The following is a 22,316-nucleotide window of genomic DNA, read 5'->3' on the forward strand; positions in this document are numbered from 1 at the left end:
AACCTTAAGTTAGATTTGATTAGCTATGATTTTAGCTAATATTTTTTAATTAAGTATTATTTTAAGGAAGAAAAATAATGACGCAAGAAGAATTAGATGCTTTAATGGCTGGTGGGCTTGATGATTTTGAAGATGAAATTGTTAATGATATAAAAGAAGAAGTTGTAGAGCCTAGTGAAGCAATTGAAGATTTAGAAGATGAAGAATTGAGTTTAGAAGAAGAATATAAATCATATAGACCAGATTCAAGGAAATCTTGGCCACCACCACCACCAACAGAAGATCATAAAGTTGTAAATCAATTAGATGATGTAACTCGTGATAGTGAAGTTAAAGCTACTGAATTACTTGAAAAAATTGAAACAATGATGGATTATTTTGCAACTGCTGAAAAGATTATAAAAACCTTTAAAAAATCAGTTCAAAATCAAGTTGAGTTATTTACAACTTTAAATGAGAAATTTCCTAATGTTAATAAATTTAGTGAATGTTTAGCTGAATGCAAAGAACAATTAGCAAAAATTGATGAAGCATTAGATAATTTAGCAATGGGACAAGATGAAGCTATGATGGCAATGGATGCTATGCAATATCAAGATATTCATAGACAAAAAATTGAGCGTGTAATTAATGTAATGAGAGCATTATCTAAGTATATGAATAGCTTGTTTGAAGGCAGAATTGATGATGAAAAAAGAGTTAGTAGTGCTGTTCATATTGAAGGAGATAGCACAGCTGATTTGGTTACAAATGATGATATTGAAGCATTAATTGCGTCATTAGGTAAAAAATAATGCTAACTCCACAAATAATTGCTCCAGCAGGTAATTTAAAAAAATTAAAAATTGCTGTAAATTATGGTGCTGATGCTGTTTATGCAGGACTTTCATCGTTTTCTTTACGCTCTCGTGCTGCTAAAGAATTTGATGAAACTAGCTTTGCAGAAGGTATAAAATATGCTCATAGCAAAGGTGTGCAAGTTTATGCAACTGTTAATGGTTTTCATGTGAGTGCTCAATTAGAAGGTCTTAAAAGACATTTAGCCTTACTTGCTGAGTTAAAACCTGATGCGTTAATAATCGCTAGTATAGGTGCTATGAGATTAGCAAAAGAAATAGCTCCTAATATTCCTATCCATGTTAGCACTCAAGCAAATATTTTAAATTATGAAGATGCTTTAGTTTATAAGGATTTAGGTGCAAAAAGAGTTGTAATTGCTAGAGAATTAGGCTTAAAAGATGCTTGTGATATAGCAAAAAATGCAGATATTGAAATAGAAGCATTTGTGCATGGCTCAATGTGTTTTGCTTATAGTGGAAGGTGTTTAATATCAGCAGTTCAGAGTGGAAGACGCTCAAATCTTGGTGCATGTGCTAATGATTGTAGATTTCCTTATGAATTATATGCGAAAAATCCAGAAAATAATGCTTTATTTAGAATAGTAGAAGATGATTTAGGAACACATATTTTTAATTCTAAAGATTTAAAACTTGCTAATTATATAGACAAAATTATGGAAAAAAATGCCATAAATGCCTTTAAAATAGAAGGAAGAACTAAGAGTGAATATTATGTAGCTTGTGCAACTAGAACTTACAAACAAGCTGTAATTGATACTTTAAATAATCAATTTGATGCGAAAAAATATGATGATGAGTTAAATACTTTAAAATCTCGTGGATTTACTGATGGGTATTTAATGGCTAGACCTTATGAAAAAGATGATACTCAAAATCACGAAACTTCAATAATGCAAGGCACAATGCAAGTGCATGGGTTTAGTGAAAATGGTAAAAGCATAGCTAGTAAGGGAATTATTAAAAAAGATTATGAATACGAAATATTTGCTCCATTAAATGCAAGTATTGAATTAGTAAATAATGAAATAGGCGAAATTTATAAGCGTGATGATAAATATTTTTGCAAATTTAAAAAGCTTATAAATGAGAATAACAAAGAATTTGGCGAATTACATAGTGGTAATATAAATGAGATTTTAAGCCCATCTTTATTGCCAGAATTTAGCTTTTTAAGAGCATAGGAGTTTTTATGCAAACATATCTTGAACTTAGTGAATTTTGCAAATTAGTTCATTTGAATGAAGAAGTTGTAATGGCTATGATTAAAAGTGGTTCATTAAAACACAAATATGAAAATGAAAAGCTTTTAATAGAAGCAAATGCGGGGACTTTTGCAATCGTTCCTGTAAAAGATAAAAACATAGAAGTTCAAGATATTGCAAATACCCCTGCAGGTAATTTTATAGAAAAAACTATCGGAACTATTCTTAATCTTCACGAGAAAGTCTTAGATGCAAAAGATGAAACTTTAGAAGTTTTAAGGGGTGAAAATGCCTTTTTAAAAGAAGCACTTTATTCTATGCAAGAGCTTTATGATGAAGATAGAAAAGTAATAGATACGCTAAATAAAGAATTAGAATTAGCTAGAGAAGAAATTGAATATCTTAAACGCAAATATAAACTGATGTGGAATAAAGCTGTAGAAAATTATCAAAAAGATATTAAAGAATAAAAATGAGAAAAATCTTATTATTTGTATTTATTAGCGTGTTTTGTTTTGCTAATCAAGGTTTAGAGTATTATAAAAATAAAGAATACGAAAAAGCTGCTAAAATTTGGGAAAAAGAATGTGCTAAAGATAATTTTAAGTCTTGCAGTTTTTTAGGTTATATTTATAGTCAAGAAAAATATGTAAAGCAAGATTATTCAAAAGTAATTAAGCTATTTAAAAAAGCTTGTGATGCAAATGAGTTTGGTGCTTGTTTTGGTTTAGGTTGGATATATAAAAATGGAAAAAGTATAAAACAAGATGACAAAAAAGCAAATAACTTATATGAAAAAGCTTGTAATGCAGATATTTTTGAAGCGTGTTATAATTTAGGTAATTCTTATTATATTGGACAAGGTGTAAAGCAAGATTATAGTAAATCAATCAAGTTGTATGAAAAAGCTTGTGATGGAGAAGTTTTTAATGCTTGTTATAATGCTGGCGTCTCGTATAGCGAAGGAAAAGGCGTAGAACAAGATTACAATAAAGCAATTAAATTATATGAAAAAGCTTGTGATGGAGAATATCCTATGGCTTGCAATAATTTAGCTCTTGCTTATTTTAATGGTGAAGGTGTAAAAGAAGACTATGATAAAGCGCTTAAATTAAGTAAAAAAGCTTGTGATTTAGGCGAGCAGATGGGTTGTTATAATTACGACATACTTAATCAAATAAAGTATTAGAATTTAAATCATTCATTATAGATTTAAATTCCACATAATAATTTGCGTAAAATATACTTTTTTTTATTACAATCAATAATATTACAAAAAGGAGAAATTATGAAAGTTTTATTAATTAAAGATGTAAAAGGCTTAGGTAAAGCCGGAGAAGTTAAGGAAGTAAAAGATGGTTATGGTCAAAATTTCTTAATTGGTAAAGGTTTTGCAAAAGTTGCTAGCACAGAAGTGCTTAGAAAACACGCAAGTGATTTAAAGAAAAAAGAAGAGCAAGACAGATATGAGCTTGAATTAATGAATAAATTAAAAGATAGTTTAGCTGATAAAAAAGTTATTATTAAAAAACAATTAGGTGCTAATGGAGCATTATTTGGTGGAGTTACAAAAGATGAAATTTCACACGCTATTAAAGAGCAATTTAACCTTGAACTTGATAAAAAAAGTATTCAAGATTATGCTATTAAAGCAGAAGGTGAGTATAAAGTGAGTGCAAAATTAGGTCATGGCATTGTTGCTGAATTTATAGTAGTGGTAAAAGGTGCTTAATGTTTCACGCTACTACGATTTTAGCTTATAAAGGAAAAGACGCTTCAGTAATTGGTGGTGACGGGCAAGTTACTTTTGGAAATACGGTTTTAAAGGGTAATGCAGTAAAACTTAGAAAGCTTTATGAAGGAAAAGTATTAGCAGGTTTTGCAGGAAGCACTGCTGATGCTTTTACTTTATTTGATATGTTTGAAAAAATGCTTGAGAGTAAAAAAGGAGATTTAGAAAGAGCTGTTATTGAGTTTTCAAAAGAGTGGAGAAAAGATAAATACTTAAGAAAACTTGAAGCTATGATGATAGTTTTAAACAGAAAACAAATCTTTTTATTAAGCGGGACAGGCGATGTAGTTGTGCCACAAGATGAGTGCATTTGTGCTATTGGAAGTGGTGGAGCATACGCACTTAGTGCTGCAAGAGCATTGCATAATCATGCGAATTTAGATGAATTAACTTTAGTTAAAGAAAGTCTTAAAATTGCAGGAGAGATTTGTATTTATACAAACACAAATATAACTACTTATGAATTAAGGGATTAAGAATGCAGATGTTACCTAAAGAAATTGTTGAATTTTTAGATGAATATGTAATAGGTCAAGAAAAGGCTAAAAAGGTAATTGCTATTGCTTTAAGAAATAGATATAGAAGATTAAAGCTTGAAGAAAGTATGCAAGATGATGTTGTTCCTAAAAATATTTTAATGATAGGAAGCACAGGTGTGGGTAAAACAGAAATTGCAAGAAGAATTGCTAAATTAATGGGCTTACCTTTTATTAAAGTAGAAGCTAGTAAATATACTGAAGTTGGTTTTGTTGGTCGTGATGTAGAAAGTATGGTAAGAGATTTAGCTAATGCGGCTTTAACTTTAGTAAAAAATGAACATTTAGAAAAAAACAAATCAAGATTAGCTGAACTAATAGAAAATAAAATTTTAGAAAAATTATTACCGCCATTGCCAAAAGGTGTTAGTGAAGAAAAACAAGCAGAGTATGAAACTAGCTTAGAAAAGATGAAAGAGCGTTTAAGAAATAAAGAATTTGAAGATAAGGTTATAGAAATTTATGTAACCCAACGCTCACTTGAGACAAATCCAAATCTACCACCAGAACTTGCAAGTATGCAAGAGATGGTAAAAGTAATTGGTATTGCTGATAAAAAAGTGAAAAAAGAGTTAAAAATTAAAGACGCTAGAAAAGTTTTAGAAACTGAATTAACAGATAGTGTTTTAGATAATGAAAGCATTAAAGATGAAGCCTTAAAAAGAGTTCAAAATGAAGGAATAATCTTTATTGACGAGATAGATAAAGTTGCGGTAAGTTCGGGTAATTCAAGTAGACAAGACCCTAGCAAAGAAGGAGTTCAAAGAGATTTGTTACCTATCGTAGAAGGTAGTGTAGTAAATACTAAATTAGGTAATGTAAAAACTGATCATATATTATTTATTGCAGCAGGTGCATTTCATTTAAGTAAGCCAAGTGATTTAATCCCTGAATTACAAGGTAGATTTCCACTAAGAGTTGAGCTTGATAGCTTGGGTGCTGATGAATTATATGAGATTTTAACAAGACCTAAAAACTCACTTTTAAAACAATATAAAGCCCTTTTAGAAACTGAAGGAGTTAATTTAGTGTTTGAAGATGATGCTATTAAAAAAATTGCAAAAATAGCAGCACAAGCAAATGAAAGTATGGAAGATATAGGTGCTAGACGCTTACATACTGTTATTGAAAAATTAGTAGAAGATATTTCTTATGAGTGTGATAAATACAAAGATAAAGATTGTGTAATAGATACAAAATTAGTTGATGATAAATTAGGCTCTATTATAGAAAATCAAGATATAGCAAGATATATTTTATGAAAAGCGGTTTTGTAAGTGTAATCGGCAGAACAAATGCCGGTAAAAGCACAATGATTAATTCTTTACTAGGCGAAAATATTTGCCTAGTATCACATAAAGAAAATGCCACAAGAAGAAAAATGAATGTGGTAATAATGCACGATGAAAATCAAATAATATTAATAGATACTCCAGGCCTACACGAAAGCAATAAGAATTTCAATCAACTATTAATAGAAGCTGCTAAAAAGAGCTTAGATGAGTGTGATTTGATTGTATTCGTTATGAGTATTTTTGATAGTTTAGATGAATATAAAAAATTTTTAGATTTAAAGCCAAAGGTTGAGCATATTGTAGTTATAAACAAAGTTGATTTGGTTGAACCTAAAAAATTGTTAGATAAATTAGAAGAATTTAATAAATTAGATATTGTTCCTAATATCATTCCTTATTCATCAAAAAATAAATTCTATAAAAATAAATTATTAGATGAGATGGTAAAGTATTTACCAGAACACCCATATTTTTTTGACCCAGAATTTAGCACTGATAAAACAACTAAAGATGTTATTAAAGAATTAATAATAGAAAGCATTTATCAAAATCTTAGTGATGAATTGCCATATTGTTGTGAAGTGTTAATTAATAAAATTATAGAAAAAGATAATTTTTTAACTATTTATGCCGATATTATTACAGATTCAGAAAATCATAAAGCAATGCTAATCGGTCGAAATGCTAATACAATTAAGCGTATTGGAATAGTTGCTAGGAAAAGAATTGCTGAAGTTTTTTTATTAAAAATTAACTTAAAGTTGGTTGCAAAAGTTCAAAAAAAATGGTACGATAATGAGAACTTTTTAAAAAAAGTAGGCTTAAAACAATAAAAAATAAAAGGTATTTAAATGGCGAAAACAGCGAAAAAAAGAGAATTGGTCGCTTTTGATTCAAGTACAAAAAAACTCTATAAACTTGCTGATAATGTCCTTAGTGAAATTACCGTTAAGGAAAAAAGCAATTCTGCTTACAATATTGGCTATATGCCAGGTGAAAATGTAAAGTATGCTTCTGTTGAGGTTCCAAACGATACAGATGAGGATGAAATCAGTATAATTACAAACAAAACTTATGAAGTATTAGAATTAGATATAGACAAGGATTATAAGATATCTTATAGTATTTCTAATGCTAGTATGGGAATTAATACAGTATATAATGTATTTGTAGTAGAAAATGAAAAAATTGAAACAGAATTTAAAGATGTAGCTAATAAGCTTCAGTATATTGATTATATAGATATTGAACCATTGATGTATCAAAATTATTATACAAGCAAACTTATAGAAAGTGATGGAGTTCAAGTATTTATATATTTTCATAAAACATATACAACACTTACCGTGTATAAAGATGGAGAATTAATAAACTATAAGATTATTAATAAACTTAGCATAGATATGTTACATGGTAGTTTTTCTCATGATTTAGGAGAGAGAATTCCTGAACATATGTTTTTAAATGAATTATCAAAATATGGTTTTGACCATGTAGACGATGCAAAAAGAGTTTCACTTAATAAGGTTTTAAGCGAGTCTTTTAAATTCTTAATTAACAATTTATCTTTAATATTAAGAGGTGCTCAATTAGATAATGTTACTATTACAAAAGTATTTGTAGGAACTGATATTGGGTTAAGTCAAAATTTCTTAAAAAAAGTTGAAGTATTGTTTTCTTGCTTTAGGTGTCTTGATGATGATATTATACTTGAAACTATGCTTAATAATAAAGTTGAAATCGGAATTAATAGTCTTGAAGTAGCAGAATTTGTTAATATCCATAAAATTAAATATGATTTATTTAAAAATATTAGAAATTTTACCGTTGAGGTTAATACACCTTCTGAATTTACAACTACTCCTGAAAAAGAAGGCGGAGAATTAAGGATTAATCCATTTGTTTTATTAAGCTTGTTAAGAGCTAATGAACAATTAAAAATGCCAAATGATGTATTTAACATATCTACATTCTTAAGACCACCACCTTTTGCAAAGAGATATTCTGGGAAGTTAATTTTATCAATTTTAGCTGTTATTGTATTGGCTAGTATTTATCCTATATATAATTACATAAATGGTAAATTTATTGAAGTAGAAGAAAGAGATACTAGTGAAAAAATTCCTGCTAAACAAACAGAATATACAAGAATTGATAATGAAATTAAAAATCTTGAAAGTAGATTATCTAGTTTATCAGCTGAAGTAAATGAAGCTAGAAGAACTTTAGAATTTAGATATACACTTTTAGATAATATTTATGATAAAAAAGTTAATTATCTATCAAAAGCTAGTGCAGCTACAAAAATGGCTAGTATCTTAAATCAAAGCAATATTAAAGTAACAAGTATGTCTTTTGATAATGATATTATAAATGTTAATTTAAAAGGAACTGCAACAGGTATAACTTCATTCTTAAAAGAAATAGGTGCTGATGATACTTATAGTATTGAATCAAGAGATGTATTGATTAAGATATTAAATCTTGATGATAAAGATAAAGAGCATGAAAGTAATATTGTAATAAAGGTTTTAAGATGAAACAAGGTAGTATTTTTGATAAAATAGATAATTATTACGAAAAGCAGCCTAATACTAATATATTCTATATGAGTATATTTATGTGTGTATTTTTATTTGGTTATTTAATCTATGATTATACATATGAGAGTTCAGAGCAGTATGTGGCAGAACAAACAGAATTATTAAATAAAGCTAAAGAAGAGTTAAGAAGACTTGATGATTTTATTGAAAGAGAAAAGCAAAATTCAAGAATACAAAAATTAACACAAGATATCATTAGCGAAGAAAAAGCAAGAAAAGAAATCAGTGATGAGAATATGTATTTTGATGACAAATTAAAAGAAGCGTCAAAATTATTATATAATCAAAAAAATTGGTCTGAGTTTATGGCTAAAATTAATGAATTATCTAAAAAATATCAAGTAGTTTTAGGTGATGTAAGAAGTAGTGTAAATGATTTGGTAAGTCAAAAAGTAGAAGAAGTTTTTAATGTTCAATTTTCTTTAACTGGTAAATTCCAAAATATTTTACATTTTGTAAATAGCTTAGAAAAATCAATTGATGTTGTAGATGTAAATATGCTTAAACTATATAAAATTGAGCCTACAGATAATCCTAATAATGATAATAATGGTGGCGAAAATAACAAAGTTTATACAAATGACATTCAAGCTGATGTTAAAATCTCAATATGGGGGATTAAATATTAATGAAAAAAGTATTATGTATATTAGTTTGTATTCAAGCAATTTTTGCTATGACAAGAACAGAACTTGACAATAAATTTAATGAATTAGTTCAAGTTAGAAATACAATAGACTATCTTGAAATTACAAAAACAAATGATCCTTTTTATAAGGACAAAATCAAATCAGACGAGGTTATAACTTTTACTTTATATGCTATTGTAGATAAAAGAGTGAAAATCAATCAAAAATGGTATGGTTTAAACGAAATAATTACTGCAGGTTATAGGGTAGTTAGTATTAATAATGAAAGAGTTGGTCTTTCAAATTCAATTAATTATGTAGAACTTAATTTAAAGGATAATCAGAATGTTCAAATCAGTGTTAAATAAAACTATTATATCTTTAAGTGCAGCGCTAATGCTATCTAGCTCATTAAGTGCAGCAGATTGCTCAAAAAGAGCTTTTGATATTAAAGTAAATAAAGAAGATACTTCAGCTTACGAAATAATTAATCAATTATCAAAAGTATGTGATTTTAGTGTAGTTTATAAAGATTCATATTCAAAAGGAATATTGAGTACTAGACAAGATGGAATAAGTATTAAAAATATGCATATTAATGGCATTTTTGATTTGCTTATTGCTGAACAAGGTTTAGATTATGATTTTTCAAATAATATCTTAAAAATTCAAGGTTTAAATACTAAAACATTTAAATTAGATTATATTACTTCAGTTCGTAAGGGTAGTGCTATTACTAAGGCAAATGTTGAATCTCAAGCAAGCAGTAGCGATAGCAGTAGCTCAAGTTCAAGTTCAGGTTCAAGTTCAGATAGTGATAATATGATTGAAACTAAAGAAGAATTTGATTTTTGGAAAAACATAGGCAAAGAGATTTCAGAAATAGTTCAAAATTCAGGTCAAAATATTCCTATTACCCCTCCTACAATCAATGCTAATGCGGGTTTAATCACAGTTACTTCAAGTAATGAAATTTTAGATAGGATTGAAACTTATTTAAATCAAGTTCAAGAATCACTTAAAAAACAAGTAGTAATTGATGTTTCAATTATTGAAGTAAGCCTTAATAAATATCATAAAACAGGTATAGATTGGACACAATTTAATTTAGGTTTTAGTACGGCTGGTTCTACTATAGGAGACCGATTACAATTTACTGGTATTGGAAGTTACTTGCCTACAATTTCGCTTGGTACTGGTAGTCCAAGGGATAAAACAGCAAATTATACAGGTTTGCAAGTTGGTAAATCTCATAATGGTAAATGGTTTGGTAAAGAAAATATATCTTTAAATATGGGTGTTAATTTAACAGGTATGATAAATTTTCTTAAAGAAAGTGGAGATGTTAAAGTTGTTTCAAGTCCTAAAATCGCAACTTTAAATAACCAACAAGCATTAATCACGGTTGGTGATACATATAATTATAAATTAAAAGGAAGTAGCACAACTACAGATAGTGGTAGCACGGGTGATGCTGATGAAGAAAAATCAATTTTCGTAGGTATTTTATTAAATATCTTACCTGAAATATCAGATGATAATAAAATTATGCTAAGAATTAATCCAAGCATTAGTGAGCTAATAAATAGTGAAGATAAAAACGTTAAAGATGGCTATAGGGTTGTTGCTCCAGATACAAAACAAAAGAAATTATCAACAGTTGTTCAAGTAAGAGATGGAGAGACTATTGTTTTAGGTGGTCTTATTACTGATACTGAAGTTTTTAGTAAAAATGGAATTCCGGTATTACAAGACATTCCTTTATTAGGAAAATTATTTGGCTCTAAATACAAATCAAAAGACAAAACAGAATTAGTGTTTGTTATCACTCCGCATGTTGTTGATTTTACTAAAGATAAAGAAGAAGTAAGAAAATCTTTAGAAGATTTAGGATACTCTTTAGCACTAGATTATAAAGAAGATTTAAAACCTACTGCTACTAAAAACTTATTTAAAGAAAAAGCAGAAGAATTTGATTCAATAAATAATGTTGAATAAGGGTTGCTATTGAATAAATATACATTAGCTAAAGAATTATTTATAGACAATTTAGAAAGCCTTAGATTTATCAATCTTGATAAATCTAAGATTGCTTATCATAAGATTATAACTTCATTAGAAAAGCCTTTAAAATTAGTATTGTTTTATGGTAAGCCAGGTTGTGGTAAGACTTTTTTATTAAATAAAATAGAAAAAGATTTAAAAGAAAAAAATAAAAAGATTATATTATTAGAACAGCCATTTTATTCAGAATCAGGATTTTACACAGAGTTGCATAGAAAAATTTTTAATGAATATGTAGAGATTGAAAAATACGAAGATTTTTTAAGAATTTTTAAAGATAAAGTTACTCAAACTCCTGAAGAATTAAAATACGATGGATATATGGTAATGCTTGATGAAGCTCAAATGTATCCTAATATATTAATAGAAAAAATTAGACTACTATCAGATACTAGAATGTTTAAATTCTTATTTACAGTTCATAAGACAATTGCTGATGAGGATATTTTAGCTCAAGAACATTTTACTACTAGAATTTGGGAAAGTATTGAACTTAGTGAATCTAGTGAAGATGAAATTAAAACTTATATTAATAAGAAATTAGAAACTTTAAAGAATGGTTTGGATAAAGGATTTTTTAGTAATAAAAATTATAAGTTTATATATAGCGTTACTAAAGGAAACTTAAGAACTGTTAATATGTTATTGTATAAAGCATTTGAAATATATGAATTTTACGAGCAAGAAAGATTTAGTGAGTTTAGTAATCCAAAAATCAATGAAAAAGTATTAGAAATGGCTGCTCTTGATAAAGGTTTATTAAATGCTTAATTTACATGAAGTTATAGAATTAGAAAATAAATGGAAAATTTATTCAAGTAAGAAAAAAAAGAAAAAGTATATCTTTTTATACATATTAGCTTTTATTATATTTGTTATTTTTATATCTGCTTTAATATATTTTGCATACTCAAAAGGTGCTAGCGAATTAGAAACTAATGTAAAAAAAAGTAATAATGAAGTTAAAAAGATTATAAATGATACTAAGGTTAAATTAGAAAAAGAAAAAATATTAGATAATAAAAATATTATCAATAAACCAGTAGAAGTAATTAGTAATAAGCTAGATAATGATAAAAAATTAGTAGATATGCCTAAACAAGAAGAAGTTAATACTACTACTTTAGCAGACACTACAAATGATGAAACTATATCATTAAGTATTATGAATATAGATGTTAAAAACTCATCTTTTAAATCAAATACAAGTGAAACAAAATCAAGTAGTATTAAAAATAATAACATTATTAAAAATATACCTAAAAATATAGAAACTAACACAATAGTTATTACTGATTTAAATTCTAAGGCTGCACCTAAGGTAGAAAGCAAAAAAGAATTAGATGATTTAGAATATTTGAAATTAAAATTTTCTGAAACTAATAGTATATATTTTGCTTTAGATATAGCTGATGTATATTATTCTAAAGGCGATTTTAAAAACGCTAGAGAATGGGCATTGACTGCAAATAAATTAGATGTTAAAAACGATAAATCTTGGGTTATGTTTGCAAAAGCAAGTTATAAATTAGGTTTAAAAGAGCAAGCTATTAATTCTTTAACTAATTATTTAAATTCTAATAGTTCAACTCGTGTTAAACAAACTTTAGACTTAATTAAAGAAGGTAAATTATGAGAAAAATTATTTTTTTATTAATAGCTTTAAATTGTTTTGCTATTAGTTTAGCAGATATTAATAAAGCTATTGAAAATCAAGAATATTCAAAAGTATGTAATAATTTAGTATATGATTTAGCTGTAAAAAATAAAGATGATGGATTGATGAATTTGTATGGTATTGCATGTTTAAGATCAGATTATATAAATAAACTATCAGCTGTTATTATTGCACTTAGAAATTCAAAAGAAGCAAGAGCTAATGCTGTTTATTATTCAACTATTTTATATAAGAAAAAATTATTGCATTCAGCACTAGTTGATAACCTTAATATAAGCTCTATTAAGCTACCTAAGTGTGATTATATTTTATCTGATATTTACGATGATTATATATTAGGTAATTATATAAAGGAAAATGATAAATATATTTTTAGATATAATGATAAAATCTATGAAATGAGTTTGAGATTTGATAAACCATTTACTAAGATGGTTTTAACTATTTTAAATTCAAACAATCAAATATTAGAAGTGAAAGAGTACTGGTAATGGAATTTGTAGATCGTTTAGGAGTTTTAGTATATAGAAGAAAAATGGAATTAAAAGACACTATTATGTCTTTTGAAAATCCACAAGATAAGTTAAATTATTTAAAAAGCGTTTTAGATGAAAGCACATTAGAATCTTTATTGATTGACCTTTATAAGACTAATGGTATTACTTTAGATGATATTGCATTACATTTTGAAATAGGTAATAAAGAATTTTTAGAAAAAATTGCACAAAAATTAAGATTTGAATATATAGATTTAGATTCAGTTGATATTAATTATAAGATTTCTGAAAAAATTCAGTATTCAGTTTTATCAAACTATGGATTTTTACCTTTTAAAGAAGATGAAATTAATTTATATGTAGCATATAAAGAACCATTTAATTTAGAAACTCAAGATAAAGTTCAACATTTATTTAGTAGAAAACTTGTTAAAAACTATGTCGCACATCCATCTCAAATTGATAGATATTTAAGTAAAATTCAATTAAATGAAAGTATAAAGGATATTATCAATGATATTAGAAAAGAGTTAAGCTCTGATCCTACAATGACTGGTGGAGAGCAAGATAGCTCTGGAATTTTAAAATTAATTGAAGTTATCCTTAGAACTTGTATTGTAAATCGCTCAAGCGATATTCACATTGAACCAACCGAGACAAACTGCATTGTTCGTGGTAGGATTGATGGTATGCTAACTGAAATATTTATTTTTGATAAAGATATATATCCACCAATGGTTTCTAGAATGAAACTTTTATCAAATATGGATATTGCAGAAAAAAGAAAACCACAAGATGGTAGATTTTCTGCTAGGGTTTTAGATAAAGAATATGATTTTCGTATTTCAACATTACCTATTATAAATGGCGAAAGTATAGTTTTAAGGATACTTGATAAATCAAAGATTTTAATTAGTCTAGGCAATCTTGGAATGCACCCTACAAATCTTGAAAGATTTCAAGCAGCAATGCATGCACCTTATGGGATTATCCTTGTAACTGGTCCAACGGGAAGTGGTAAAACAACTACTCTTTATGCTGCGCTTAATGATATGAAAAGCGTTGAGACTAAAATCATCACGGTTGAAGACCCTGTAGAATATCAGCTAAACTTAATTCAACAAGTGCATGTTAATGAAAAAGCAGGGCTAACATTTGCGGCTGCACTTAGGTCTATTCTAAGACAAGACCCTGATATTATAATGATAGGTGAGATTAGGGATGCTGAAACATTAACAATTGCTATTCAAGCAGCACTTACAGGACACTTAGTATTTTCAACTCTTCACACGAATGACGCAGTTTCAGCCGTTACTAGGATAGTTGATATGGGGGTTGAGCCTTATATGGTTAGTGGTGCATTAACAGCAATTGAAGCACAAAGACTTGTAAGAAAGCTTTGCCCTAATTGCAAGCAAGTTACAAAATTACCTGATAATTTTTATTCAAGAATTGAAAAGTATGTAAAAGAAGTAGAAAATCCACAATTTTATAAGCCTGTAGGTTGCCCTAAATGTTCTCAAACAGGCTATACTGGTCGTGAAATGATAAGTGAAATTCTACCAATCAGCGATAGAATTTCTTCTATGGTTGCAGCGGGTGCATCTAAAGAAGAGATTAGAAAAGTAGCTTATGAAGAAGGTTTTGTTGATATGTTTCATGATGGTATAGTAAGAGCTGCTAAAGGTGTTACTAGTGTTGATGAAGTATTAAGAGTTGCGAAAGAGTAATAAATGAAGAAATTTCAAGTTGAGTATATTAGTAAAGGACAAAAAAAAGTCTTAACTCTAACAGCACAAAGCAAGGCAAGTGCTGTTGAACAAGCTAAAAATAAAAATTTAGGTCGTATAGTAAAGGCTGGCGAAGTTCAAACCGTTTCGCTAGGAAGTGCTGTTGATAAATTAAAAAATTTATCTTTTTTTTAAACCTACTATAAAATTACCTGATTTGATTGCTTCAATTAACCAATTAGGTGTTATGGCTGGTGCTGGTATTTCTATCCATGATAGTGTGAGAGAAGTTGCAAATTCAAGTGCAAATAAAAGGGTAAAAGAGATTTTTTCTAAAGTTTATGAGGACTTGAATGCTGGTCTTAGTATAAGTTTATCACTTGAGCCATTTCAAGCTGAATTAGGTGATATTACACTAGCTATGGTTAAGCTAGGTGAAAGCACTGGTAAATTGGGTGAAAGTTTAAAAAAACTTGCAGAAATTTTACAAGAATTATATGACAATCAACAAAAGTTTAAAAAGGCTTTAAGGTATCCTATAATAGTTGTTACAGCTATTGCTATAGCATTTACTATCTTAATGCTTGTTGTTGTTCCGCAGTTTAAGGAGATATTTGAACAACTAGGGGCTAATTTACCACCTGCTACTAAGGCTTTGTTATTTATTGAGCATACTTTAAGAAATTATGGGATATATGTTTTAGTTGTGCTTATTGGTGGGATATTTGCTAGTAAAAGATTTTATGGAATTAATGATAATTATAAAGCTTTAGTTGATAGATATGCTTTAAAAACTTATCTAATAGGAAAGATTATTTTATTTGCTACTATGAGTAGATTTAATCTTATTTTTACAGAGCTAGTAAGAGCAGGTATTCCTATTGCAGATGCACTTGATACTTCACTTAGAACAATATCTAATACAACTATGAAAAATAAATTAAATGCTACTAAAGTTTCAATTTCAAGAGGGCTTAGCTTAACTGAATCTTTTAAAGAAACAGAACTTTATGAGAATATGCTTATTCAAATGATTAAAGCAGGCGAAGCCAGTGGTCAATTAGATGCAATGCTTGAAAAAGTTACTGGGTATTATAAGGAAAGATTTAATAACATTATAGATAACCTATCAAGCTATATTGAGCCAATTCTTATGTTATTTATTGCTGGTATGGTTCTTTTCTTAGCACTTGGTATTTTTATGCCTATGTGGGATTTAGGAAGCGCTGTAAAAAGCTAAATAAAATCTTTAGTCAAGAATTTGACTAAAGATAATACATTTCTTTATTAGTTTGAATTTACAATAATTTAACTAAGTTCTATACAATCACTAAGCTACAATATTTTTTAATTTGATAAATAGTTTTAATTTTAATGAATTAAAATAATCTTTGTAAGCTATTTGGTTTATAATATAAATTATAGATTTTGATAAGGTTTTATCTGTATTAGTAATTATTTAAAGGAGTTAAAATGACTAGAATATTAATGATTGAAGATGATTTAGAATTAGCAGAAATTTTAAAAGAATATTTAGAGCAATATGATATGAAAGTTGATATTGCTGATGAGCCATATATTGGATTGTCAAAATTAAATCTTACTACATATGATTTGATTATATTAGATTTAACATTGCCTGGAATGGACGGACTTGAAGTGTGTAAAGAAATTAGAAAAAAATATACAAGTCCAATTATAGTATCATCTGCAAGACACGATATAAATGATAAGGTAGAAGCTTTAGAATTAGGCGCTGATGATTATTTACCAAAACCGTATGATCCAAAAGAATTAAAAGCTAGAATTACATCACATTTAAGAAGATTTGAACAAATTCAAATAAGTGCAAACGAGCATAGCAACAAGACTTTAGAATATGATGAATTTAAACATGCTATTTATTTTAGAGGCAAAGAATTAGTTTTAACAAATGCAGAATTTGATATTTTAAGTTATTTAATTAAAAAAGAAGGTGGTGTAGTTAGCCGCGAAGAATTAATTTACAATTGTTCTTCAATTAATGAAGAAAGTTCTAATAAAAGTATAGATGTAATTATTTCTAGAATAAGACAAAAAATTAGTGATGATAGCAAAACTCCAACTCATATTCACGCAATTAGGGGAATTGGTTATAAGCTAACACAATGAAATCTAGTATTTTTTATGTAATTACTTTTATTTTTATATTAGCTACTTCAACTATAGGAATGGCGTTTATTTGGTTGATTAATTATGATAAGGATAATTATTCAAACGAACTAAACGCTAGATATTCTTACTTAGCGAATTTAAAACTCCAAGAATTAAATAATGCAATTACTGAAGATGAATTTAATTACAAACAAAATCAATTTAAACTTAAATTAATAGACCAAGATAGTAAAAAATTAATTTTATTTGATGCTATAACATTGGCTGAAGATAGTAATAACTTAGGAGCAAGTAAAATTCTTACAAGTAATGGTAAGAATTATTTATATATAATAGCAAATGATAAAGATTTCTTATATGAAGATACGAATTTTAATTCTTATAGATATATGAGTATTCAAATAATATTATGTATAGTTATTTTGGTTTTATTAATTAGTTATATATTTGTTATAGGTAAATTAAGACCTATTAGAAGACTTAAAAGACAAATTACAAAATTTGCTAGCAATGACTTAGATAATATAGAAAATATAAGCAAGGGTAATGATGAGATTTCTCAAGTTTCAGATGCTTTTTATCAAGCTATTAAAAAAATTAAAGATTTAAATACTTCAAGACAATTTTTTTTAAGAAATATAATGCACGAGCTTAAAACTCCAATTACAAAAGGTAGAATTACAGCTGAAATGCTAGAAGATACGAAATTTAAGCAAAGACTTATAAATGTATTTGATAGAATGGTTATTTTAATAGATGAATTAGCCGCAGTAGAGCAAATCACAAGTGGAGTTGCAAAAAATCCAAAGAAAATTTCAATTAATCACATTTTTAATGAAGCAAAAGAAATGTTGCTTTTAGAAAATGAAAAAATTAATATTATAAGTGATAATACTTTTGTAGTTTATGTTGATTTTAAACTATTTACAACTGCAATTAAAAATTTATTAGATAACGCTATTAAATATTCAGATGATAATGCTGTAAGAGTTATAATTTGCCATGAAAGTATAAAGTTTTATAACAAAGGTAAAAAATTAGATAAAAATATTGAGTATTATTTAGAGCCTTTTACTCAAGGTGGTAATAAGAGTTCAAATTCTTTTGGCTTGGGGCTTTATGTTGTAAATACGATTTTAGAAGCTCATAAATTGAAATTAAATTATAACTATGATAATGGTTATAATATTTTTGCTATTACTAATCTTGATAATATAATCAAAGAAGAAAAAACTCAAGAAAAATAACTTTTATTAACTTTAAAAAAGCTAAAATACCCGCTTATTTCACACACACCAATCCTTATTTGTTGCAACGCTAGTTGTATTTGGGTGTGGAGGTAAAAACAATTTTTTAAGGAGAAACCTATGGTTACAATGAGAGATTTATTAGAATGTGGTGTGCATTTTGGGCATCAAACAAGACGCTGGAATCCTAAAATGAAAAAGTTCATTTTTGGTGAGAGAAAAGGTATTTATGTAATTGATTTACAAAAAACAATTAGATATTTTAGATATACATACAATATCGTTCGTGATGCAGCAGCAGAAGGTAAAACAATTTTATTTGTTGGAACTAAAAAGCAAGCAACAGATGCTATTAAAGAATATGCAATTAAATGTGGAATGCCATATGTAAATCACAGATGGTTAGGCGGTATGATGACAAACTTTGAAACTATTCGCCAATCAATTAGAAAACTTGAAGTTATTGAAAGTATGCAAGAAGATGGAAGCATTAATTTATTAACTAAAAAAGAAGCATTAATGCTAAATCGTAAAAAAGAAAAATTATTAGATTATTTAGGCGGTATTAGAGACCTTAAAACTCGCCCTGATATGATTTTTGTAATTGATACAGTAAAAGAAAAAATTGCAGTTGCAGAAGCAAATAGATTAAAAATCCCAGTAGTAGCTCCAATTGATACAAACTGCGATCCTGATGTTGTAGATTTTCCTATCCCAGGTAATGATGATGCTATTCGTTCAGTTCAATTATTCTGCCAAGAAATGTGCGAAGCTATATTAGAAGGTAAAGCTTTAAGAGAACAAGATGGTGAAGTAGTTGAAAGAGCAGAAGTTAGTGAAGATGAAAAACAAGAAGTATTAGAAGAAGCTATGATGGAAGGGGAAATGTAATGGCAGAAATTACAGCAGCAATGGTAAAAGACCTGCGCGAAAGCACAGGTGCTGGAATGATGGATTGTAAAAACGCACTTAAAGAGTGTGATGGAGATATGCAAAAAGCGGTTGAATACTTAAGAGAAAAAGGCTTAAGTAAAGCTGCTAAAAAAGCTGATAGATTAGCAGCTGAAGGTTTAATTGGTGTTAAACTTTCAAATAATTTAGCAAGTTTAGTAGAAATCAATTCAGAAACTGACTTCGTTGCTAAAAATGATAAATTTATAGATTTAGTAAATAAAACAGTTGAGCAAGTTCAAGTTAGTGGAGTTTGCGATGTTGAGAGTTTATTAAATAGCAATATTGATGGAGCTAAATTTGAAGATTATCTAAAAAATCAAATCGCAACTATTGGAGAAAATTTAGTTGTAAGAAGATTTGCTACTTTAAAAGCAAATGATAATGAAGCTTTAAGTGGTTATTTACACACAAATGGTCGTGTAGGTGTTATCGTTAAGGCTAAATTTAATAATGCTGCTAATAAAGCAAAAGTTGAAGAATTTTTAAAACAACTTTGTATGCATATTGCAGCTATGAAACCAAGTGTTTTAAGCTATAAAGATTTAGATAAGGAATTTGTAGAAGCTGAATATAGAGCTTTATGTGCTGAACTTGAAAAAGAAAATGAAGAATTAGTTCGCCTTAAAAAGCCACTTCATAAAATTCCACAATTTGCAAGTAGATTACAAATTACTGATGCAGTTTTAAAGAAAGCTGAAGAAGATATAAAAGCTGAATTAAAAGCTCAAAATAAACCAGAGCAAATTTGGGATAAAATTGTTCCTGGTCAAATGGCAAGATTTATAGCTGATAACTCAATTTTAGATTCTCGCCTTACATTAATGGGACAATTTTATGTAATGGATGATAAAAAAACTATAGAGCAAGTTATTGCTGATAAATCAGCTGAATTAAAAGATGAATTAGTAATTGAAAGCTTCGTAAAATATGAAGTTGGCGAAGGCTTAGAAAAGAAAAACGAAGATTTCGCAGCAGAAGTTGCAGCTCAAATGGGTAATTAATGTTAAAAGCAAGCGGTATTGGTAAAAAATACGATGCCGTTTTATTTAACAATTTAAATTTAACTTTAAATCCGCAACAAACTTTAGCCGTCTTAGGCAAAAGTGGTTGCGGAAAATCTACATTATTGCATATTTTATCAACACTTTTAGCACCTGATAGCGGGGAAGTCTTTTATAAAGATAAGAATATTTATAAACTTAGCGAAGATGAAAGATTATTAATAAGAAGAAATGATTTTGGAATTATTTTTCAGCAGCATTATCTTTTTAAAGGATTTTCAGCTTATGAAAATATTGAATTAGCAAGTGTTTTATCAAATAATAAAATAGATGATGAGATAATTAATTTTTTAGGTATTAAAGAAATTCTAAATAAAAAAGCTAATGAATTAAGTGGCGGAGAGCAACAAAGAGTAAGTATTGCTAGAGTTCTTTGCAAAAAACCTAAAATTATTTTTGCTGATGAGCCAACTGGAAATCTTGACCCAACAAATGCAAAAATAGCTATGAAATTATTGATTGATTATGTTAAATTAAATAATTCAGCCTTATTTTTAATTACTCACGATGAAAATTTAGCTTTAATGTGTGATGATATTTTAAGGATAAATAATGAGTAAGTTAGTTTTTTTAAGTGGAGCTGGTCTTAGTGCCCCATCTGGCTTAAGCACTTTTAGAGATAATGATGGTTTGTGGGAGCAATATGATTTAGATATAGTTTGTAATTATCAAACTTGGATTAAAAATTTTAATTTAGTTCATGAATTTTATAATAAAAGAAGACTTGAATTAAGAAAAGTAACACCTAATAAAATGCACGAAAAAATTGCTGAAATATCAAAGCGTTTTGAAATTATTAATTTTACTCAAAATGTTGATGATTTATTAGAGCGTGCAGGGTGTGAAAATGTAATTCACTTGCACGGAAAATTATTAGAATTACACTGCACTAATTGTAATGATATTACTAAGCTTAATTTAAATGATGATTTGGAATTTAAATTTGAAAATTGTAAAAAATGCCAAAGTAAATTAATTAAACCTAGTGTGGTATTTTTTGGAGAACAAGCGCCATTTTATACTGATTTATATTCAACATTTTACAATCTTAATGAAGATGATTTGGTGGTTATCATAGGAACAAGTGGTGCAGTTATTAATATAAATTATTTATTAAGGTTTGCAAAATCTAAAAATATATTAATTAATTTAGAAAAAAATAAATATATAAATGAAGCTTTATTTTCTCATATTATTTATAAATCTTGTGATGAATGTATAGATGAATTAGAGCAAATTATTCAAGAATGGAACTAGTAAGATTATTTAGTGAGCAAAACATAGTTTTGTTTATGCTATTACTTGCTAGAATGAGCGGACTTTGCTTGTTTTTTCCATTTTATTCGCATTTACAAATTCCTGTGGTTATTAAGTCTAGTTTTGTTATTATTATGACTTTTTTTTTCTATCCATTAGCTCATACTAATATAACGCCAAATTATTTAGTTATTGCTCTTATAACTGAGCTTTTGTTAGGACTTGTTGCAGGTCTTTGTTTGCAGCTTACTTTTACGATTTTACAAATGAGTGGAGAACATATTAGTTTTATTATGGGTTTTTCTATGGCTAGCGTGCTTGACCCAAATACCGGTGCAAATACTCCTATCATTGGTCACTTTATTTCTCTTATTGCATTACTTTTGTTTTTAGCTTATGATGGACATCATTTGGTTTTGTTATTTTGGGCAAAGAGTTTAAATGGTATTGCTTTAGGTGATTTTGCTTTGCATGATGGTTGGTTTAGACAGATAATGAATGAGACTAAAGACATATATTTAATTGGTCTTAGCCTTGCGTTTCCAATAATTGCTATATCAATGCTTAGTGATTTTGTATTTGGTTTGCTTATGAAAACAATGCCACAATTTAACCTTTTAGTGGTAGGCTATCCTATAAAAATAACGATAGCATTTATTGTTTTGATGACAATTTTAGCTACAATCTTGTTTTATTTTAAAGAATTGGTTTTAAAAGTGTTTTTACAACTTGAACTATTTGTAAGTTAGGAAGGTAT

General features: G+C 27.7%; 23 protein-coding genes and 1 pseudogene. All 24 read left to right on the top strand.

Annotated elements, in window-relative coordinates:
• The first annotated feature begins 77 nt into the window (after positions 1 to 77).
• The 24 genes and pseudogenes from AVBRAN12654_RS06145 (at position 78) to fliR (ending at position 22,308) form a co-directional block, all read left to right on the top strand.
• Positions 78 to 794, top strand: a complete 717-nt coding sequence (locus tag AVBRAN12654_RS06145; protein ID WP_214115759.1) for a chemotaxis protein — start codon at positions 78 to 80, stop codon at positions 792 to 794.
• Positions 794 to 2,041 (top strand): peptidase U32 family protein, encoded by a 1,248-nt coding sequence (locus tag AVBRAN12654_RS06150; protein WP_336609574.1) that lies wholly within the window; start codon positions 794 to 796, stop codon positions 2,039 to 2,041. Before AVBRAN12654_RS06145 ends, AVBRAN12654_RS06150 begins: the two co-directional genes overlap by 1 nt.
• Before the next feature lie 8 nt (positions 2,042 to 2,049).
• Complete coding sequence (locus tag AVBRAN12654_RS06155; RefSeq protein WP_214115757.1) at positions 2,050 to 2,532, top strand: DUF3972 domain-containing protein; 483 nt, start codon at positions 2,050 to 2,052, stop codon at positions 2,530 to 2,532.
• Positions 2,533 to 2,534: 2 nt separating this feature from the next.
• On the top strand, positions 2,535 to 3,251 hold the full coding sequence (locus AVBRAN12654_RS06160) for a tetratricopeptide repeat protein (protein WP_336614143.1): 717 nt from the start codon (positions 2,535 to 2,537) through the stop codon (positions 3,249 to 3,251).
• A gap of 99 nt (positions 3,252 to 3,350) precedes the next feature.
• Positions 3,351 to 3,794: a 50S ribosomal protein L9 gene (rplI, locus tag AVBRAN12654_RS06165; RefSeq protein WP_239803488.1), complete on the top strand. Its 444-nt coding sequence runs from the start codon at positions 3,351 to 3,353 to the stop codon at positions 3,792 to 3,794.
• Positions 3,794 to 4,330 carry an ATP-dependent protease subunit HslV gene (gene hslV, locus AVBRAN12654_RS06170; protein WP_214115754.1) on the top strand — a complete coding sequence of 179 codons (537 nt, stop codon included), beginning with the start codon at positions 3,794 to 3,796 and terminating at the stop codon, positions 4,328 to 4,330. The genes rplI and hslV overlap by 1 nt, the downstream gene beginning before the upstream one ends.
• Before the next feature lie 2 nt (positions 4,331 to 4,332).
• Positions 4,333 to 5,652 carry an HslU--HslV peptidase ATPase subunit gene (hslU, locus tag AVBRAN12654_RS06175; RefSeq protein ID WP_214150108.1) on the top strand — a complete coding sequence of 440 codons (1,320 nt, stop codon included), beginning with the start codon at positions 4,333 to 4,335 and terminating at the stop codon, positions 5,650 to 5,652.
• Positions 5,649 to 6,518: a GTPase Era gene (gene era, locus AVBRAN12654_RS06180; RefSeq protein WP_214115752.1), complete on the top strand. Its 870-nt coding sequence runs from the start codon at positions 5,649 to 5,651 to the stop codon at positions 6,516 to 6,518. The genes hslU and era overlap by 4 nt, the downstream gene beginning before the upstream one ends.
• A gap of 18 nt (positions 6,519 to 6,536) precedes the next feature.
• Complete coding sequence (locus tag AVBRAN12654_RS06185) at positions 6,537 to 8,225, top strand: hypothetical protein (RefSeq protein ID WP_336614144.1); 1,689 nt, start codon at positions 6,537 to 6,539, stop codon at positions 8,223 to 8,225.
• Positions 8,222 to 8,917, top strand: a complete 696-nt coding sequence (locus AVBRAN12654_RS06190) for a hypothetical protein (RefSeq protein ID WP_214115750.1) — start codon at positions 8,222 to 8,224, stop codon at positions 8,915 to 8,917. Before AVBRAN12654_RS06185 ends, AVBRAN12654_RS06190 begins: the two co-directional genes overlap by 4 nt.
• Positions 8,917 to 9,285, top strand: a complete 369-nt coding sequence (locus AVBRAN12654_RS06195) for a hypothetical protein (protein ID WP_214115749.1) — start codon at positions 8,917 to 8,919, stop codon at positions 9,283 to 9,285. Before AVBRAN12654_RS06190 ends, AVBRAN12654_RS06195 begins: the two co-directional genes overlap by 1 nt.
• Positions 9,263 to 10,915 (top strand): pilus (MSHA type) biogenesis protein MshL, encoded by a 1,653-nt coding sequence (mshL, locus tag AVBRAN12654_RS06200; RefSeq protein ID WP_214120103.1) that lies wholly within the window; start codon positions 9,263 to 9,265, stop codon positions 10,913 to 10,915. Before AVBRAN12654_RS06195 ends, mshL begins: the two co-directional genes overlap by 23 nt.
• A gap of 9 nt (positions 10,916 to 10,924) precedes the next feature.
• Positions 10,925 to 11,752 (top strand): ATP-binding protein, encoded by an 828-nt coding sequence (locus AVBRAN12654_RS06205; RefSeq protein ID WP_214115747.1) that lies wholly within the window; start codon positions 10,925 to 10,927, stop codon positions 11,750 to 11,752.
• Positions 11,745 to 12,617, top strand: a complete 873-nt coding sequence (locus AVBRAN12654_RS06210; RefSeq protein WP_336614145.1) for a CDC27 family protein — start codon at positions 11,745 to 11,747, stop codon at positions 12,615 to 12,617. Before AVBRAN12654_RS06205 ends, AVBRAN12654_RS06210 begins: the two co-directional genes overlap by 8 nt.
• Positions 12,614 to 13,150, top strand: a complete 537-nt coding sequence (locus AVBRAN12654_RS06215; protein WP_336614146.1) for a hypothetical protein — start codon at positions 12,614 to 12,616, stop codon at positions 13,148 to 13,150. The genes AVBRAN12654_RS06210 and AVBRAN12654_RS06215 overlap by 4 nt, the downstream gene beginning before the upstream one ends.
• Positions 13,151 to 13,194: 44 nt before the next feature.
• A complete protein-coding gene (locus tag AVBRAN12654_RS06220; protein WP_442862245.1) occupies positions 13,195 to 14,886 on the top strand; it encodes a GspE/PulE family protein in 1,692 nt (563 codons plus the stop codon).
• 3 nt (positions 14,887 to 14,889) lie between these two features.
• Positions 14,890 to 16,126 (top strand): annotated as a pseudogene (locus AVBRAN12654_RS06225) (type II secretion system F family protein).
• Between the two features lie 233 nt (positions 16,127 to 16,359).
• On the top strand, positions 16,360 to 17,037 hold the full coding sequence (locus tag AVBRAN12654_RS06230) for a response regulator transcription factor (protein ID WP_214115742.1): 678 nt from the start codon (positions 16,360 to 16,362) through the stop codon (positions 17,035 to 17,037).
• Entirely contained in the window at positions 17,034 to 18,287 is a 1,254-nt protein-coding gene (locus AVBRAN12654_RS06235) for an ArsS family sensor histidine kinase (RefSeq protein WP_214120154.1), read from the top strand. Before AVBRAN12654_RS06230 ends, AVBRAN12654_RS06235 begins: the two co-directional genes overlap by 4 nt.
• Positions 18,288 to 18,407: 120 nt before the next feature.
• Entirely contained in the window at positions 18,408 to 19,178 is a 771-nt protein-coding gene (rpsB, locus tag AVBRAN12654_RS06240; RefSeq protein ID WP_214115740.1) for a 30S ribosomal protein S2, read from the top strand.
• Positions 19,178 to 20,242 carry a translation elongation factor Ts gene (gene tsf / locus AVBRAN12654_RS06245; RefSeq protein WP_214120153.1) on the top strand — a complete coding sequence of 355 codons (1,065 nt, stop codon included), beginning with the start codon at positions 19,178 to 19,180 and terminating at the stop codon, positions 20,240 to 20,242. Before rpsB ends, tsf begins: the two co-directional genes overlap by 1 nt.
• Positions 20,242 to 20,862: an ABC transporter ATP-binding protein gene (locus tag AVBRAN12654_RS06250; protein ID WP_214120152.1), complete on the top strand. Its 621-nt coding sequence runs from the start codon at positions 20,242 to 20,244 to the stop codon at positions 20,860 to 20,862. Before tsf ends, AVBRAN12654_RS06250 begins: the two co-directional genes overlap by 1 nt.
• On the top strand, positions 20,855 to 21,559 hold the full coding sequence (locus AVBRAN12654_RS06255; RefSeq protein ID WP_336614147.1) for an SIR2 family NAD-dependent protein deacylase: 705 nt from the start codon (positions 20,855 to 20,857) through the stop codon (positions 21,557 to 21,559). Before AVBRAN12654_RS06250 ends, AVBRAN12654_RS06255 begins: the two co-directional genes overlap by 8 nt.
• Positions 21,550 to 22,308: a flagellar biosynthetic protein FliR gene (fliR, locus tag AVBRAN12654_RS06260; protein WP_214115736.1), complete on the top strand. Its 759-nt coding sequence runs from the start codon at positions 21,550 to 21,552 to the stop codon at positions 22,306 to 22,308. Before AVBRAN12654_RS06255 ends, fliR begins: the two co-directional genes overlap by 10 nt.
• Positions 22,309 to 22,316: the final 8 nt, after the last annotated feature.

The sequence above is a fragment of the Campylobacter sp. RM12654 genome (assembly GCF_020137585.1).
Taxonomy (GTDB): domain Bacteria; phylum Campylobacterota; class Campylobacteria; order Campylobacterales; family Campylobacteraceae; genus Campylobacter_E.

Coding starts and splice junctions, on each gene's coding strand:
- rplI (WP_239803488.1), top strand. CDS start 3,351: ATGAAAGTTTTATTAATTAAAGATGTAAAAGGCTTAGGTAAAGCCGGA.
- AVBRAN12654_RS06150 (WP_336609574.1), top strand. CDS start 794: ATGCTAACTCCACAAATAATTGCTCCAGCAGGTAATTTAAAAAAATTA.
- AVBRAN12654_RS06155 (WP_214115757.1), top strand. CDS start 2,050: ATGCAAACATATCTTGAACTTAGTGAATTTTGCAAATTAGTTCATTTG.
- AVBRAN12654_RS06160 (WP_336614143.1), top strand. CDS start 2,535: ATGAGAAAAATCTTATTATTTGTATTTATTAGCGTGTTTTGTTTTGCT.
- hslU (WP_214150108.1), top strand. CDS start 4,333: ATGCAGATGTTACCTAAAGAAATTGTTGAATTTTTAGATGAATATGTA.
- AVBRAN12654_RS06185 (WP_336614144.1), top strand. CDS start 6,537: ATGGCGAAAACAGCGAAAAAAAGAGAATTGGTCGCTTTTGATTCAAGT.
- rpsB (WP_214115740.1), top strand. CDS start 18,408: ATGGTTACAATGAGAGATTTATTAGAATGTGGTGTGCATTTTGGGCAT.
- AVBRAN12654_RS06190 (WP_214115750.1), top strand. CDS start 8,222: ATGAAACAAGGTAGTATTTTTGATAAAATAGATAATTATTACGAAAAG.
- hslV (WP_214115754.1), top strand. CDS start 3,794: ATGTTTCACGCTACTACGATTTTAGCTTATAAAGGAAAAGACGCTTCA.
- AVBRAN12654_RS06235 (WP_214120154.1), top strand. CDS start 17,034: ATGAAATCTAGTATTTTTTATGTAATTACTTTTATTTTTATATTAGCT.
- AVBRAN12654_RS06195 (WP_214115749.1), top strand. CDS start 8,917: ATGAAAAAAGTATTATGTATATTAGTTTGTATTCAAGCAATTTTTGCT.
- AVBRAN12654_RS06255 (WP_336614147.1), top strand. CDS start 20,855: ATGAGTAAGTTAGTTTTTTTAAGTGGAGCTGGTCTTAGTGCCCCATCT.
- era (WP_214115752.1), top strand. CDS start 5,649: ATGAAAAGCGGTTTTGTAAGTGTAATCGGCAGAACAAATGCCGGTAAA.
- fliR (WP_214115736.1), top strand. CDS start 21,550: ATGGAACTAGTAAGATTATTTAGTGAGCAAAACATAGTTTTGTTTATG.
- AVBRAN12654_RS06215 (WP_336614146.1), top strand. CDS start 12,614: ATGAGAAAAATTATTTTTTTATTAATAGCTTTAAATTGTTTTGCTATT.
- AVBRAN12654_RS06210 (WP_336614145.1), top strand. CDS start 11,745: ATGCTTAATTTACATGAAGTTATAGAATTAGAAAATAAATGGAAAATT.
- mshL (WP_214120103.1), top strand. CDS start 9,263: ATGTTCAAATCAGTGTTAAATAAAACTATTATATCTTTAAGTGCAGCG.
- tsf (WP_214120153.1), top strand. CDS start 19,178: ATGGCAGAAATTACAGCAGCAATGGTAAAAGACCTGCGCGAAAGCACA.
- AVBRAN12654_RS06220 (WP_442862245.1), top strand. CDS start 13,195: ATGGAATTAAAAGACACTATTATGTCTTTTGAAAATCCACAAGATAAG.
- AVBRAN12654_RS06250 (WP_214120152.1), top strand. CDS start 20,242: ATGTTAAAAGCAAGCGGTATTGGTAAAAAATACGATGCCGTTTTATTT.
- AVBRAN12654_RS06145 (WP_214115759.1), top strand. CDS start 78: ATGACGCAAGAAGAATTAGATGCTTTAATGGCTGGTGGGCTTGATGAT.
- AVBRAN12654_RS06230 (WP_214115742.1), top strand. CDS start 16,360: ATGACTAGAATATTAATGATTGAAGATGATTTAGAATTAGCAGAAATT.